The organism is Methanosarcina baikalica (assembly GCF_031461075.1).
In the GTDB taxonomy this organism is placed as follows: Archaea; Halobacteriota; Methanosarcinia; order Methanosarcinales; family Methanosarcinaceae; genus Methanosarcina; species Methanosarcina baikalica.
Genome location: NZ_JAVKPK010000013.1, coordinates 22,997 through 38,939 on the forward strand (window position 1 = coordinate 22,997; position 15,943 = coordinate 38,939).

14 protein-coding genes are annotated in these 15,943 nt (G+C 35.8%); 6 read left to right on the forward strand and 8 right to left on the reverse strand.

Going from position 1 to position 15,943, the window contains the following annotated elements; all coding sequences use genetic code 11:
- Positions 1-2 precede the first annotated feature (2 nt).
- The 8 genes from RG963_RS04600 to RG963_RS04635 form a co-directional block, all read right to left on the reverse strand.
- Positions 3-485 carry an acyltransferase gene (locus RG963_RS04600; RefSeq protein WP_310575109.1) on the reverse strand — a complete coding sequence of 161 codons (483 nt, stop codon included), beginning with the start codon at positions 483-485 and terminating at the stop codon, positions 3-5.
- A gap of 24 nt (positions 486-509) precedes the next feature.
- Positions 510-1,523 carry a lipid II:glycine glycyltransferase FemX gene (locus RG963_RS04605; RefSeq protein WP_310575110.1) on the reverse strand — a complete coding sequence of 338 codons (1,014 nt, stop codon included), beginning with the start codon at positions 1,521-1,523 and terminating at the stop codon, positions 510-512.
- Positions 1,524-1,609: 86 nt separating this feature from the next.
- Complete coding sequence (locus RG963_RS04610; RefSeq protein ID WP_310575111.1) at positions 1,610-2,383, reverse strand: polysaccharide deacetylase family protein; 774 nt, start codon at positions 2,381-2,383, stop codon at positions 1,610-1,612.
- Between the two features lie 124 nt (positions 2,384-2,507).
- Positions 2,508-4,088 carry a glycosyltransferase family 2 protein gene (locus RG963_RS04615; RefSeq protein ID WP_310575112.1) on the reverse strand — a complete coding sequence of 527 codons (1,581 nt, stop codon included), beginning with the start codon at positions 4,086-4,088 and terminating at the stop codon, positions 2,508-2,510.
- A gap of 921 nt (positions 4,089-5,009) precedes the next feature.
- On the reverse strand, positions 5,010-5,369 hold the full coding sequence (locus RG963_RS04620) for an SDR family oxidoreductase (protein ID WP_310575113.1): 360 nt from the start codon (positions 5,367-5,369) through the stop codon (positions 5,010-5,012).
- Positions 5,348-6,304 (reverse strand): dTDP-glucose 4,6-dehydratase, encoded by a 957-nt coding sequence (rfbB, locus tag RG963_RS04625; protein WP_310575147.1) that lies wholly within the window; start codon positions 6,302-6,304, stop codon positions 5,348-5,350. The genes RG963_RS04620 and rfbB overlap by 22 nt, the downstream gene beginning before the upstream one ends.
- 59 nt (positions 6,305-6,363) lie before the next feature.
- Positions 6,364-6,915 (reverse strand): dTDP-4-dehydrorhamnose 3,5-epimerase, encoded by a 552-nt coding sequence (rfbC, locus tag RG963_RS04630; protein WP_310575114.1) that lies wholly within the window; start codon positions 6,913-6,915, stop codon positions 6,364-6,366.
- Positions 6,896-7,090, reverse strand: coding sequence for a UDP-N-acetylglucosamine 2-epimerase (locus RG963_RS04635; protein WP_310575115.1), 195 nt, complete (start codon positions 7,088-7,090; stop codon positions 6,896-6,898). The genes rfbC and RG963_RS04635 overlap by 20 nt, the downstream gene beginning before the upstream one ends.
- Positions 7,091-8,632: 1,542 nt before the next feature.
- On the opposite strand from RG963_RS04635, the gene RG963_RS04640 reads away from it, so the two are divergent.
- The 6 genes from RG963_RS04640 to RG963_RS04665 all read left to right on the forward strand — a co-directional run bounded on the left by RG963_RS04640 (position 8,633) and on the right by RG963_RS04665 (position 15,937).
- Positions 8,633-9,739, forward strand: coding sequence for a glycosyltransferase family 4 protein (locus tag RG963_RS04640; RefSeq protein WP_310575116.1), 1,107 nt, complete (start codon positions 8,633-8,635; stop codon positions 9,737-9,739).
- 22 nt (positions 9,740-9,761) lie between these two features.
- Positions 9,762-10,469: a class I SAM-dependent methyltransferase gene (locus RG963_RS04645; protein WP_310575117.1), complete on the forward strand. Its 708-nt coding sequence runs from the start codon at positions 9,762-9,764 to the stop codon at positions 10,467-10,469.
- A gap of 19 nt (positions 10,470-10,488) precedes the next feature.
- Entirely contained in the window at positions 10,489-11,505 is a 1,017-nt protein-coding gene (locus RG963_RS04650; protein WP_310575118.1) for an SDR family NAD(P)-dependent oxidoreductase, read from the forward strand.
- A complete protein-coding gene (locus tag RG963_RS04655; RefSeq protein WP_310575119.1) occupies positions 11,447-12,730 on the forward strand; it encodes a phenylacetate--CoA ligase family protein in 1,284 nt (427 codons plus the stop codon). The genes RG963_RS04650 and RG963_RS04655 overlap by 59 nt, the downstream gene beginning before the upstream one ends.
- A gap of 5 nt (positions 12,731-12,735) precedes the next feature.
- Complete coding sequence (locus RG963_RS04660) at positions 12,736-13,848, forward strand: glycosyltransferase family 4 protein (RefSeq protein WP_310575120.1); 1,113 nt, start codon at positions 12,736-12,738, stop codon at positions 13,846-13,848.
- Positions 13,849-14,008: 160 nt separating this feature from the next.
- Entirely contained in the window at positions 14,009-15,937 is a 1,929-nt protein-coding gene (locus tag RG963_RS04665) for a glycosyltransferase family protein (RefSeq protein ID WP_310575121.1), read from the forward strand.
- Positions 15,938-15,943 lie beyond the last annotated feature (6 nt).

The window sequence follows — 15,943 nt, forward strand, 5'->3', positions numbered from 1 at the left end:
TTTTATGTTAAATCCCCCTCACATTTATCAAGATATTTTATATTTCTTGCGGGTACACCTGCAACTACTGTGTAAGGTGGTACATCCTTTGTGACCACAGACCCAGCTCCAACAACTGAAAATTCACCGATTGTAACGTTAGGGATAATTATGGCACCAGCACCAATCCAAGAATCGTGTTTTAACTCTATTTTCCCTTTGATATCTATGAATGAATAAATACTTTTGAAATTATTTAGTCTTGAATAATTTGGGTCAGACGTCAGTATGAATGTAGTTCCAGGACCTACTGCAACCCTGTCTTCGATTAACAAATTTTCCTCATGACCCACATCACAAGCAATCGTAAAACCTTCGTTAATAGCCACGTCTCGACCAATATTAACACCTGCCAATCGCAGGAAAAATACCCTTAATGAGCTTGGAAATACAATTTTAGCTAATGCTCTGCAAATTCTCCTAAAAAATTTTGTTAATAGATTCATGATTTTCTCTTGCTGATTAGCGGATTAAGTAAATTTTTGATAGATCTTGAATCCAAAATTTGTAAATTTCTTTTTTAGTGGTGAATATGTTAATCGATATCTTCCATAATTTACCAATTCGCCCCCAAATCTTCTTTTAAACTCTCTGGGCCCATATTCTACATCTGGTTTCCCTGCACCACCAAAATCGAATACTTTGTAGTTATTTTCGATACCCCATTTTAAAATATGCCACACTAGGAAATCGTTAGGATAAAGGGAAAGGGCATTGTTTGAAGCACCAGCGTACCAGTCATGAACAAAATTCTTGTAAGTCAAAACAGCCCTCGCTCCAATATATTGGTCTTCATGTCTTGCAAGGAAGAATTTTGCCATATTTTTAGGAACCAGTTGTTCAAATGCCGATTCAAAAAGTGTAATATCAGCAAGCGGAATTTTTACATTGTCATACGTTTCTTTCAGTAGTTTATAAAAAATCGGGATCATTTTTTTATTATTTATTTCTTCAACTATTACCCCACCTTTTGTTGCCCTATTAATATTTTTTTTCCGTGCTTTATGAATTTCTCTCCATAACTCATCTTCCGATTGATCCAAGTTGATCAAGAAATTAAGATGGCCCTCATATATATAATTATCAAGATTGTTAAATGAAGAGCCCCTGTCAAAGAGATTCCAGATTTCATTGTACAAAGATTTGTTTTCAGCAACTTTATCGTATTCAACTATTAATTTTGACAAGGTCCCGAATGAATTATCTGATACGAGAGGTCCACTGTGGACAACAGAGTGTGTAGAAAATGAACCTAAAAAATCACTTCCTAAAATTGCGTTCAGTTCATTGATTATTACTCCAAGTAATATGCCATTAATTTCGCCAGTGACCTCATCAATAGAACAAATTTTTATAGGCGTATAATTTTTAGTTGCTTTATATACATCATAGATTGATGTTGTCTGAAAAATATTTCCATAGGGATGGTTGAATACAAATTCATCCCATTTTTCGTCATTTATATCAATAGTAACGAGACTCATTATTTTACCATCTTTAATCCTTTTTTCACGAAATTAAGCACGAAATTCATTTAGTTTTTAATTATTAACATCCGTAGTAGCGAGACTTATTCCCTGATCGTCATTAACCCTTTTTTGACAAAATTAACCGCGAAGTCCATGCCGAAATAAAAGCTCCAGTCTAATATTGAGTTGGACCACCTTTCGGGATGGCTCAAGATGTAGAAATTGTTTAATTTTCTGCTCTCAACCAGATCAATAAGTTCGGAAGTGGTATCAACAGAGAAATTTTCGGTTTTTCCAGGGATGAAGTCCCTTAAGCAATTTTTTGTGCCCCAGCTCCTGCCGGTATCTGAAAGATAATTCAGCTCATGACCTGCGGAAAGGTAGGCTTCGCCGAGGATACCGAATTTGCGGAAGTCATGGACTTTCCAAAGGTCGCGATTGTCGAATTTAGAGAGAGGACGGCCGTGCATGGAAATTGTGGTGATGTCGCAGATCTTGCGGAATTCGAAGAGGTGATGTTCAAAAAGTTTGATGGCTTTTGAGTAGTCACCTGCAGCGTCGCTCAGGACTTCATAGTGGTAGCCGATTTCATGGCCCAGATCTGCAATTTCTTTTATAATTTTGGGGATGAATACATTTTTTGTGGCACGGAAGTAATAGGTGGCCTTTATTCCAAGCTCGGATTCTATTCTGGCAGTTGCAAGAGAGTTCCCAGGCATCCGATCCACATCGTGGCGGATGAGGGCAAATTTTTCCGACAGGCGTTCAGAACTAAAATATTCGGTCATTGTGACTGGCTTATAATTTCTGACCAGCGAGCTGGAGAGATTCCAGAATTCAGGAATTGTGAAATCTAATTCATTCAAACTGAACATGTAAATCACCGGGGGGAAAGATTTAGGATACACGAATATTTTTATATTTTCAGAGTGGTATTTAAATTGCCATCGATTTTTTTCATCACAAGCTTCCTCACGGCTCGACCTTAAAAAGACACTTTCAGGTCGTCTTCAAATCGGCTGTCTTGTTCGCCTGCATGTCGAAGAACATTGCAAAGAACAGGAGCTGCATGCCTGCCAGGGAAATGAATGCAGCAAACAGGGGATAGTTCGGTGAAACCGGTCCCTGGAAGACCAGCTTTTGCAGGATGATCCAGAACCCGAAAATTAAACCCAGGGGGAAAAGCACCATGCTTGCAAAATAGAAGAGCACAAGAGGATGAAAGTCGAGCACCATATACTTCATTCTCAGACGCCATAAAAAGCCCCTGAAAATCATGGGAGCTACTTTTCGAATGTACTTACCATACCTTATCTTCGATTTTTCACTGCCGTAGCGGGCAGGCATTGTGACATCCACTACTCTCATTCCATAGGCGTTCATTTTGAGAAGCAGATCATTGCAGTAGCCGTAGTAAGTGTAAATTGAATCAAGATCAATAGTTTCTAAGGCGTACTTTGAGATTACGGTGTAGCCGTTTTGCGGGTCGGCAATATTCCAGTAACCGCTGCCTATTTTGGTAATCATGGATAGTAAGCCGTTGCCAAAAGAGCGCCAGCGGGACATTCCCTCCCGCATTTCTTTTGAAAGTAGCCGGTTGCCTTTTGCATAGTCAGCTTTGCCTTCAATGATGGGCATGATAAGCTTGGGGAGCTGGTCAGGGTCCATCTGATTGTCCCCAGCCATCACTGCAACCAGATCCATTTCATCGGCAAGGGCACGTTTATAGCCGTTTATGATGGCTGCTCCTACACCTTTGTTCACTTCATGATGGATGGGAATCACACGGGGATCGGTCGTACTGTTGATAATCTCGGCAGTGCGGTCAGTGCTTGCGTCGTTGATGACGTATATTTTATCCACATAAGCAGGGATGCCGTCAATTGTCTCCTGAATGAGGCGTTCCTCATTGTAGGCAGGCACCACAACCCCTATCTTGTAAGCCCTGAAGAGGGAAGCCTCGTGTTCTTCCTGAATGTCGATATGCAGGGCTTTTATTCCTGTTTTTTCGGCTAGATTTATGAGGGAACGCATGGAGAAAAGGGAAATCTGAGAAAAATCAATTTTTGAAAGGCATTCTTTTGAAAAAGCAAGGTAACCAATGGGTTTTGACTCCGTACTTTTGTTGTTGAGTAAAAGCACGTTCTCTGAGCCTTTTTTGAGTTTAGAAAAACAGATTCCTACTGAGAAGTCAAAAGTCCCCTCCCTGATAGGAGCAATCATCCTGGGGATCAGGCCTGGATCATGGCAAACCCCGATATTCATTATTACAATAATATCAGAATCCGATGCCGTCTCAACCACGTTTTTCAAGGAAATTTCCTTTCCCCTGTTTGCATGGTTCCGGATTACTTCTGCCCCTGCCATTTCAGCAACATCAACTGTATGGTCGGAACTTGCAGCGTCCACAACGACAACTCTGCGAGAATACTTTTTTGTCCGCAGAACTACGCTTCCAATGGAAACCTCTTCATTATAAGCTGGAAGAATCACGGTTATATTCGGGGGAACTGTTGAGTGCAGGTTTTCATTCAGGGTTATGTACTGGGAGCTTTTACCAATACTAAGCTCGTTACTCATCTGTATGACCTCTTTTCTGAACTGTAATTATCAATACTTTATTCTCAAAGCTTGCTGGGAGAACGTTTTGCGGATGTTGCCTCGAATGTTACTAAATTTTAATGATAGTATGAGTAATAAGTGTAAATTTAAAATAAACAGAAGTGAATACTACTAATATTTTATATGTTAGTTTATATTTATACACAAATAATTGCACCTGAGATTGAAAGAACGCACCCCATTAATGCAATATTCTTTCATTCAAGCTTGTTTTAAGCGTATAAGTGTAATTATTTCGGTTAGGAACTGTAGAGGATAATCATATAATGTTAGTTAATTCACATTATAATATATTAATGAGATAATAGGAATCAACTATATAAAGTTAATGAATTTGTATTTATTTATAAAAATTTAAGAGAGATCAAACAATGCTCAAGCTAGCGTTATAATGTGACAAACGCACAACTATGTAATCGAGTTGTAATTTTGAAAGAACTATTCTGAAATTAAAATATAAGACTGTATATTTTAAAAAATAAAAAAAGATAATTCAAAAAAAGGCATCTGACGAACTCAATATTTTTTGGCGCTCAGTCTCGTGGATAACTCTGCCTGCTCAAGAAGTTCTCCCTCAAACCTGAGCTTTTCAGGCTGCATCTGTCAACATTCCTACTTGCCGCATTTCCTGCTCTGAAAAAGAAAGAATGAAAAAGAGCATCCTGGAAAAAAGAAGTTGGGAAATCTGGCCTATCTGTCTTATTACAGGAAAAAAACCTGGAAAAAGTTACGTAGTCAAAAGAGATCTTCGTCATTTCACATTGGTAGTTTGTAATGTAACATTCTTTTTTAAACAGATCATCTTCATAAAATATGGGGGTTTCAATACTCTCCGTCGTTTCTTTTTATGTATTTATTCTAGGTAATGGTGCATCTCCTTCAACCACCACATATGTCGGATTCTGCATATTCTTTTTTGGAGCCGTCAAAAACATAATCTGTGCTGAAATGGACAAGCTTTGCTCTGGCAATAGAACAGGCTTCTGCAATATATCCAGGGCCGTGTCCGTTAATTTGGAATGCCAGCTCCTGGTTATCTTCACAACCATCCACATTTGTGCAGGCAGCTGCATTTATGACAACATCAGGTTTTATTTTCAGAATTGATTCAATAACCTGCTCTCTGTTTGTGATGTCAAAGTCTCGATGTGTCAGTTTAACAGAATCCGGAAACACTTTACAAAGGTCTGAGCCAAGCATCCCGCTGGAGCCAATGATCAACGTTTTAATGGCTCCCACCACCATCTGTTTTCGACGTACCACTTTACTGTCTGTTCAAGAGCTGTATCAAAATCATATTTGGGTTTCCAGCCCATCTTCTCCAGTTTGCTGCCGTCAAGGGAATACCGGAAATCGTGGCCTTTTCGATCTTCAACGTACTCGATTGAAGATTCGTCTTTGCCAAGCATTTTAAGAATACGGTGAGTTATTTCGAGGTTTGTAAGTTCGTTTCCGCCGTCGACGTTGTAGATTTCTCCGCTGGCTCCGTTGTGAAGGACAAAGTCTATTGCAGAGCAGTGGTCTTCGACGTGGATCCAGTCCCGGATGTTCAGGCCTGTCCCGTAAACTGGGACTTTTTTTCCTTCCATCAATCTGCTGATAAAGAATGGAATTAATTTTTCAGGGTACTGATAAGGCCCGAAGTTGTTTGTGCAGCGGGTTATGCATACTGGCAGGTCGTATGTTGTGTAGTAGGACATTGCAAGGAGGTCGGAACCTGCTTTGCTTGAGGAATACGGGCTTGAAGGGTTCAGATTATCTTTTTCGGTAAAAGAACCTTCCATGGTGCTTCCATAAACCTCGTCAGTTGAAATATGGATAAACTTTTCAATTTTATTTGCAAGGGCGCTCTGGAGAAGGGTGTTTGTCCCGAGCACGTTTGTCATTACGAAGACTGAACCGTCTTCAATTGAACGGTCAACATGGCTTTCAGCTGCGAAATGGACAACCTGATCTACTTTCTTCATTACCTCATTCACAATTACAGGATCGCAAATATCGCCTTTGACAAAAGAATAATTAGGGTTGTTTTCAAGGTCTTTGAGGTTGGAGGGGTTTCCTGCATAGGTTAATTTGTCAAGGTTTACAATTTGATAATTCGGGTATTTTTCCAGCATATAACGAATAAAGTTGCTGCCTATGAATCCACAGCCGCCAGTTATCAGCAGTTTCAATTTAGTCACCTTTTTTTTATACAGTTAGTTATTTATACTTTGTTTGGGACTTCCGGTAGTCAAAAATTTATTTTGATGTTTTTCAATTCTGGCAGGAGCTTATCCTTTTCGGAAAGTTTTGCATCTTCTTCAGGGATTTTCCAGTCAATTCCTATGGAAGGGTCACTGTATACTATGCCAGCTTCAGCTTCGGGGTGATAGTATTCATCACATTTGTAAGTAAAGACTGCAGTTTCACTCAGGACCGAATAACCGTGGGCAAAACCCTTTGGGATCAAAAACTGTCTTTTGTTTTCGGCAGAAAGTTCTACACCTACCCATTCTCCGAAGGTTGGTGAGTCCCTTCTCAAATCGACAGCAGCATCATATACCTTTCCTTCCAAAACTCTCACAAGTTTTGCCTGATTGTAAGGGGCTAACTGGTAATGGAGGCCACGGATCACTCCATATGAAGATTTGGATTCGTTGTCCTGAATGAAGTTGTATTCTTTTCCGATTAAAGCTTCCAGCGTCTTTTTATTGTAGCTTTCAAAAAAATAGCCTCGGCTATCGGTGAACACTTTTGGTTCCAGAATTAAGAGATCTTCTATTTTAGTTTTGATTAATTTCATAGAATTCCCTCAAGTTATTGTTTATGTACTCCATTTTTGAATCTCCCTGAACGAGGACAACATCTGGCTTGTCTTTTGTCAGAATTTCTTCGATTCTGACAAGCATTTTCCCGCGCTGTTCTCCCTGTTTGCCCAGACCTACATCAAGGTTGTATTTTGCTTGAGGAAGTTTCATTCAAAAAATATTTTGTCCACTTCGTAGCTGTAGTGCTGGTCTGTGTGGAGTATAATAATAGAGCTTATCCCAAAACTCAAAATTGCTTCTCTGAATTTCGTATTCTGAATAACAAATCAAGGCTTCTGATTATGAAAAGCTCTTTGTAGCTACTTAAATTATCTGATTTGCGATTATTGCTTATCTACTTGCTTTTTCTCATTATTCTCTTTTGAGTCAAGATTTTGCGTTGTTTCTATATCAAAAATTTTTATAAATACCTTCACAATATATCTTCTAAGATATCTTAAACTTAATAAGTTTTCCGGAATCGTACTAGAAATTGCTGTTTTAAGGCAAAAATATAGAATTATAAATGGGGAAACTATTCACACCTTCAATAAATTAAAAAAAAGATTTTTTCAGTCGAATACTCCGTAGTTCGCTGCGGGGATGGAAACTTCCCCGAGAACCATTAATAAGACGATTTATCAATTCCATTTTTTGTTTGTTAACCTGCTCGAACTAAATCGTATTAGGGTTATTGTTTCCTTTTACGGAATTTGGAGCGGTGACGTGAATATACCCCGTTGATTGCATGGGGTGCGCCAGCATAATTTTGATTCAGTTATTTTTCATCATTGTAGAAATAAAACCTTGAATTCTACAGAAAGCATCTGCTTCATATGGTGTTCTAAAATTTCCTGATATCTTTTGTTGTTCAAATATGTAGCAAACCTCATAACCTATTTCATTGGTTATCGGTTGAGGAATTTTTACTCTTATGCAATCGATTTTGGAACACTATATCCATTCATTGGTATAGTTAATCTCTAAACCTTTTTCGATTAACATGTGTATCCAAAGCCTGATTTTATCTCGAGTTTGACAGACTAATACATTTTACAATGTGTAACTGGGCTTCATGCTTCTGTTTTTCTTCCTACGATTCAAAGTTCTATCTTGCTTTTTTTGATTGTTGACATTTTTTTCATTTTTCCGAATTATTTTGTGCCTCTTCAATGCGTTTTTCATAACTAATTACTGTATTAATTAATTAATTAATTAATTAATTAATTAATTCAATCTGTCAAATTCGGGTTTTAAGGATGAAATGAAATGGAAAATCACTAGATTATGGAGTTGCGTTGTCATATATCATATTTATTACAATGTAGCTCCGTTATCTTTATATAGTTTTACTATGTAGTTCTATTAATATTTTAGAATGTTAGTTCGCTAAAATACACAGTTATCTTGTATAGTCTCCCAGCAAAAACAACTATTCTTATACTCATAACAAGAAGCTGACTAAAAGAATACAGCATCAAAGAGCTTCTTTTATTTGTTTTTGAGTGTAATGATTTGCATATCAAACTTTGAACTAATGTTTAAAATGCCTATACAATATATTCCATTCATATTCATTTTATTTATTATCTGAACTTTGTAATTTATTGCAATTTGAAAAGGGGTAAAGATGAGTAATAAGCCTGGTATCTGCAATTATGAGGGATGCGAGAATTAGTTAAAAGAAATCTAGAGTAAAATGGGGACTTTTTCTTGAAAATATTGCGAGTCGCATCTGATATTTACCCACATATGGTTGGTGGGTTTGGTATCCATATTCATGAAATGTCTAAAGCACAGGTAGAACTGGGACACGATGTAACTGTATATACAGCTTCTGAAGGCGTCGAATCCATATATAAAACAGTCGATGGTTATCATGTGCGCAATTTCAAGCCACTTTTAAAAGTCTTTGGTAACCCCATTATTCCTGCTATGTTTTTTAATCTTATTAGAGATCAGTCAGATTATGACGTAGTCCATGCTCACTCGCATCTGTTTTTTTCAACTAATATTAGTGCGCTTGCAAGAAAACTTGGCTCATCTCCTCTTGTAATTACAAGTCATGGATTGGGTTCACAGACTGCTCCCGAGTGGTTTCAGAGTTTTTACCTTGCAACAGGCGCACGCCTCACATTTGCGGCAGCAGATAAAATCCTCTGTTACACTGAAACCGAAAAAAAAGAACTTGTCGACCTGGGAATAAAGTCCGAAAAGATCGACGTTATCCATAACGGCATCGATGCCGATCGATTTGTTCCTGCTAGAGAGTTCTGTTTTGATAAAAAGAAATTACTCTGGGTCGGCAGATATGCAAAAGGAAAAGGACTTGATTATCTCATCGAAGCATTCGGTATTTTGAAAAAGAGACATCCTACTGCTACTCTTACAATGGTCGGCAAAGGTCCTGACAAAGATCACATTGTCCAAAAAATAAGCGATATGAATTTGGAAAAAAGTATTATAATGAAAGATTTTGTCCCAAATTCTGAGATCGTAGATATGTATCAAAATTCAAGCATTTTCGTACTGCCAAGCCTTAAAGAAGGAGTGCCAAGGACAATTCTCGAAGCAATGTCCTGTGGGATTCCGGTCGTATGTTCAAGACTTCCTCAGCTTGTCGATATTGTCGATGGAAGCGGATTGCTTGTGCCTGTAAAGGATTCTAAGGCTTTGGAAGATGCGATTTCAAAAGTACTTTCAGACTCGTCTCTTGCAGAAAAATTAAGGAAATCTGGAAGAAAAAATGTCGTTGAGAACTACTCATGGAAAGATACCGTGAAGAAAACAACAACTCTTTATAAAACATTGATTTCGTGAATCTCAAATTGGATTTGATAATATGTCTCCTTCCAAATTTAAATATGATTACTCGACAAGAATTACAAAGGGTATTATTGGTTTTCCTCATAGAAAAAGATTAATTGATATCTCTAAGAGCTGTTCTAATTTTGTAGGTTTCTATGCTATTGATATTGGTTGTAGTGATTTATTTTTTGATCAAAATATAATCCCAAATCAAAAGACTTTTGTTGGATGCGATGCAAATTGGGAAGACAGCTTACGCCTTGCAAGAGAAAATATAACTAAATATAATTGGAACAATACTCATATTATTAAATCTGTAGTAGAATTTCTTCCTTTTATAGATAATTTTTTTGATTTAGTTTTATGTTTTGAAACTTTAGAACACGTTGACGATGAAGTTGCTGCAATAAAAGAAATTAAGAGAATTTCTAAAGACGGTTCACTCTTAGTTATTTCTGCCCCAATAGAATTTGGATTTATTCTTTTTTTTAAGCAACTTCTCAGATGGCTAGTATATGGTTCGAAACAGTATTCATTGAAAGAACTTTTTTGTGCAGTTATTCTCTGTGATCTCAAATCTGTTAATAGGGTCAAGTATAGTCATAAAGGATACGATTATAGAAATACTATCACATTTTTATCTCCTGAATATACATTAATCAATAAAATCAACACTCCTTTTAAATATTTACCTAATTTCTTATCTTATGGAACGATTCTAATTTTTAGAAAATTTAAATAAATGACTTGGGGGTTAAGATATGTCCAGTTATAAGATTGTTATCACGGGCGGTGCAGGTTTCATAGGTTCACATATTGCAGAAAACCTTGCAAAAGAGGGTCATGAAATTGTTATTGTCGATAATCTTGATCCTTATTATTCTGTTGACCTGAAGAAAAAAAATCTAGATATTGTCCTTAAAAGCGGAGATGCCACTTTTATCAATGCTGATATTACTGATCTTGCCAGAATGAAAGAGATCATTGACAGTACAGTAGAATATGTTTACCATGAAGCTGCTCAGGCAGGAGTCCGCATTTCAGTTGAAGATCCATTTAAGCCAAATGATGTAAATGTTTTAGGCACTTTGAACATACTTAAAGCTTCACTTGATGCAGATGTAAAAAAGGTAATTAATGCTTCTTCATCTTCTGTTTATGGTAAAGTAAAGTACCTTCCATTTGATGAGCAGCATCCAACAGAGCCAGTTTCTCCATATGGTGTCAGTAAATTAGCTGCAGAACATTACTGTAGAGTATTTTATGAGGTATACGGGCTTCCGACCACTTCATTACGCTATTTTACAGTATACGGGCCGAGGATGAGACCAGATCTTGCAATTTCGATTTTTACTCGAAAAATGCTTGCAAATGAGCCTATTACTGTCTTTGGTGATGGAGAACAGACTAGAGATTTTACTTATATAGAGGATGTTGTAGAAGCAAACAAAAGGCTTCTTTATAACAAAGTAACTGATGGAAAGGTTTTGAATATTGGAGGCGGAAATAGGATCCGTGTGAATGATTTGATTGGAAACTTAAGATCCCTTACTGGCTCGACATCTGAAGTGATAAATGCTGGAAAGCAAAAAGGAGATACTGAGGATACGCTTGCAGATGTTGATTTAGGAAACGGACTGATCGGGTACGAACCATTATTCAATATCAACAAAGGCTTGAATAAATTCGTAGAATGGTTTAAAATTGAGGGGGATATTCTTGGGTTCAATAAACAAGTTGATGTTACTCCATCAAGTTCGCAAAAATCAATGGCTTAAACCCGCTGAGCTTGAAGAGTTACAGAATACAAAACTTAGAGCAATAGTAAAGCATGCTTACGATAATACTGAGTTTTATCATCATAAGTTCAGGGATGCAGGAGTTCATCCAGATGATATTAAGAACGTTTATGATCTAAAAAAAGTACCTTTTACCACAAAAGATGAACTTAGAATACAGCCTCTTGAAGCTAGAGTCTCAAAAGACTTGGATCTTAGCAAGTGTTTAATTACTGATACAAGTGGTTCAACAGGTATTCCATTAAAAATAGTGTATGATGAGGCAGCTGATGATTATAGCAAAGCTGTGAATTTACGTTCTCACATAGAAAATGGATTGAAAGTCCGAAGTAAATGGGCAGTTTTTGGAGATCCACATCATTATAAGAAACCTCTCTGGTTTCAGAAATTAAGAGTTTTCAATCCTGTTCAAATATCTGTGTTTGAATCAATTGATAAACAGATCGATACATTAGCAAAATTTAAACCAGAGGTACTTGGCGGATATACCTCGTCAATCAGGTTATTAGCAGAAGCTATTGAAAAAACTGATATTAAAGATATTAATCCTAAAGTTGTATTTGGAACATCTGAACTTTTAGACTCCGAAACAAGGAAATACATAAATTCAGTTTTTGATGTTGAAATGATTGATCATTTTGGTTGTGTCGAGTTGAACAGGACTGCATGGGAATGCAGTGAACATGCCGGATATCACATAGATGCAGATTCTGTGGTAACGGAATTTATTGAAAATGGAGAACATGTTTCACCAGGTGAAAGAGGTGAAATTGTATACACAGGGTTGCATAATTATGCTATGCCCTTAATAAGGTATAAAATTGAGGATATTGGAATTCCAAGTGATGAACCTTGCCCCTGCGGAAGGGTTTTGCCTCTTATGAAAGTGATTGAAGGCAGAAGCGACTCCTTTATGCAAGTTCCAAGTGGGAGAATATTCCCTGCAATGATTTGGGAACCAATTATGAGAAGAATTCCGGGTGTTGGACATTTTAAGGCAGTACAAGAAAGAAAGGATCTGGTTCGATTATTAGTCATTAAAAGCCATGAATTCTCACAGAACACAATTGCTCAAGTAGAACATGATGTTAAGAAAGTTATGGGGCAAGAAATCAACGTTAAAGTTGAAATTGTTGATGAAATTCCTAAAGATAAATCTGGGAAAGTTAGAGCTGCTGTTTCAAATGTGAGAATCAGTTGGTGAAATTCATGAAGATATTGATTTGTGCGACAGAATATTATCCACATGGTTCTGGGATTGCTAACGTTGCTTATAATGTTGTAGAACAACTCAAAAAAACAGGCGTCGATTGTGTAGTTTGCTCTCCCACGGGTCCCGATATAAAGTTAGGAACTCAGAGACCTTTCGGAATCTTAGGTTTACTTTTTTATTGGTATAAAGTTGCAACCCATTTCAAAAAATCCAATACTCAAGAATTTGATGCAGTATGGTTGCACAATCCTTTATTTTTAAAAGAAAGCCCTTTCAATAATTGTTTAGTTACAATGAATGCTACGGCATATGGGCAAGCAAACAATCGAATATATCCTCTATGGTTACACATCTATAAGATTATCAGTGCAAAAATAGAAAAATTTAGTTTGAGCAAAATCAAGGACAGCTCTTTATTTACAGGTGTTGGAACGAACATTTGTGAGGAGTTGGAAGAAATAGGCATTAAAAGTCAAAATATTAAATATATTCCAAATGGTGTAAATATAGATCAGTTTAAGCCATCGAAGCAAAAACAGTACCTTAGAAATAAGTTTGGAATTCCAGATAAGGACCTTGTGTTTTTGAATATAGGCAGATTGACCCCTCAAAAAAATCCCCTCAAAACCATTGAAGTTTTTGAAAAAATAAGTACGCAGGTAAATAATTTAACTTTGGTGTTTTCTGGGAAAGGTGAACTTAAGAGCGATATGGATGAAGATGTGAAAAGTAAGAATTTAGATAATGTTTTGCTTATAGGCTATGTGGATGAAGAAAATAAACCAGATCTCTATGCCTGTGCAGATTATTTTATTATTTCTTCTTTGTATGAAGGAGGAGAACCTCCATTAACTTTATCAGAAGCTATGGCTTGTGGTCTGCCGTGTATTGCCTCAAACATTCCAAATTTTAAAATCGTTGAAATCTCAAATAGTGGAATTGTTGTCGATTTTTCAGATACAAATAAATCTGCGGAAGAGATACTTAATTTTATTCAAAAAGACAATTCAGAATGTTCTATAAATGCAAGAAAATATGCAGTACAAAATTTAGATTGGGGTATAATTTCAGACAACTATTTGAACGAATTTAGTAAAATTGTTAAATAGGGCTCTTCGTTGTTTTGCTTGTATCCTCATAAAAACCAACGCGGTCTTGAATTGAAAATCATCTTATCCCTAGAGAATGACAAAGAGCAACTAATGTTCAATTTACGTTAGTTTGAATCTAAATGGAACATATCAAGAACTAGCATGAGTAATGACTATAATGAAAGGCCTAAACATCCTAAATAATAAGTTCTTTTTGAATTTTCAATTAGAATACATAACTCTCATATTATTTCCAGCTGTAGCTTTATTTGTTTATTCTCAGAGATATTATAGCTATTTGTTTTTAATATTAGCTGCAAACATAGGATTAATCTTATTCATAGCGTTAAATAAGAATTTACCTAATGACTTGACAGAACAAAACAATGATTTATTAAATAATACCTCTTTAAGTGCCGATAGGATACTCTCAATTGTATATTTTCTGGCTTATGGGTTAAGTTTTCTAACACTTTTGGATGGCTTTTATACAAAAACGATCTGGTACTATATTTTCGTTTCAATTTGTTCTGGTAGCATTGCTGCGGAAATTCTTTTTTTTGAAACGAAGTTTATATGGAAAAAAAATCTCCTTAAATCGGTATTATTGTTTTTAAATCTGTCATTAAGTAATCAAATATTGTATACTTTAGGAATTGGTAATCCAGATAATTTTTATCACGTCTATTCTATAACTGTACCTATTATTAATACTGGACATATTCCTATAGGATATACTTATACATCATTCCCAATTCATCATATATTAACAGCTATAACGTCAATGATTCCAAATATTCCTCCTTTTATTACATACCATTGGTTAGGTGCGACAATTATGTCCTCAGGGACAATATTCGCCTTTTTAATTGGTACAAAATTATTTGATAAAAGATTTGGACTATTATCAGCTTTGTTTTACTGTTGCTCTGATTATTTAATATATTGGGGATCTCACCCAGTTCAATTATCTTACATGTATCCAACAATTTTATTGTTATTTATGTGTATGTTATATATTCTTAAAAGGAGGAAAGTTGAGTTTATACTTATCTACATAATTTTATGTTTAAACATTATTTTTTTACATCATTATTCAGCAATGATTCTGGCTTTTATTTTATTACTTATTCTATTTGTTGAGTTTGTCAAGAAGAGAGATGATAGCAAATATATAATAAAGTCTTTCGGGTTATTTGAAATATATATATTGTTACTTTTTAGCCATTGGATATTTATCTCAAATCTATTTGGGGGATTCGTAGGTATTGTAGATTTGTATGTGAATGCTTTCAAAGGAGATGTTGCTACAAATATCGTGTCGCAAACATACTATGATACATTACCCTTAGAATCTATATTTTTAAATGAAGTTGGGAGCTGTATTCTAATTGCCCTTTCTGTTATTGGCTTTTTTTATATTTTCAAAAATCGCTCACTTTTTGGAGACATTATTTCTGGTTTATGTATTCTTTTCGCAATTTTACTAGGTGTAGGCTTAATTATTAATGTATTGTATTTATTGCCAAACAGAATCTATGCTTTTATGCAAGAATTCTCTTTGATTTTTCTTGCTACGACTGCTATTATATGGATATTGAATTGTAGCAAACGACATATAAAATTAGTTATCGTAATTACAATTATATTATTACAATTTTTTTCTGCATCAAGTACAATAGCAGGCTTTGAAACAAGCCCACTTGTTGGAAATCAACCTTACTGGAAATTTTATGAGACTCCTTATGAAAGAGATTGTGCTGTCTGGATCGAAGATTATTCTTTTAAAAACAATAGTATTTTCATAAATAGCATTATGGTTAGTCCCGGTTATGCACCTACAGCCTTTAATTTATCTAAAAAATCTCCTCTCAAAAAAATTGATGGAAAACTAATTATATCCTCCGAAAATGTTGATAATGGCTCATATATTCTCTTTAATAATTTTGATGTGCAAGTGGGTTTTATCTCTGAAAATATTATGAACTCAAGTCGCATGGGTTCAAGTCGCAGAGTGAAACTTGACCCAATTACAAAAGATTTCTTGGTGAATAGTACTCAGGCTCGAATTTATAATAATGGAATGTTGGATCTGTATATAAAATAAAATTAT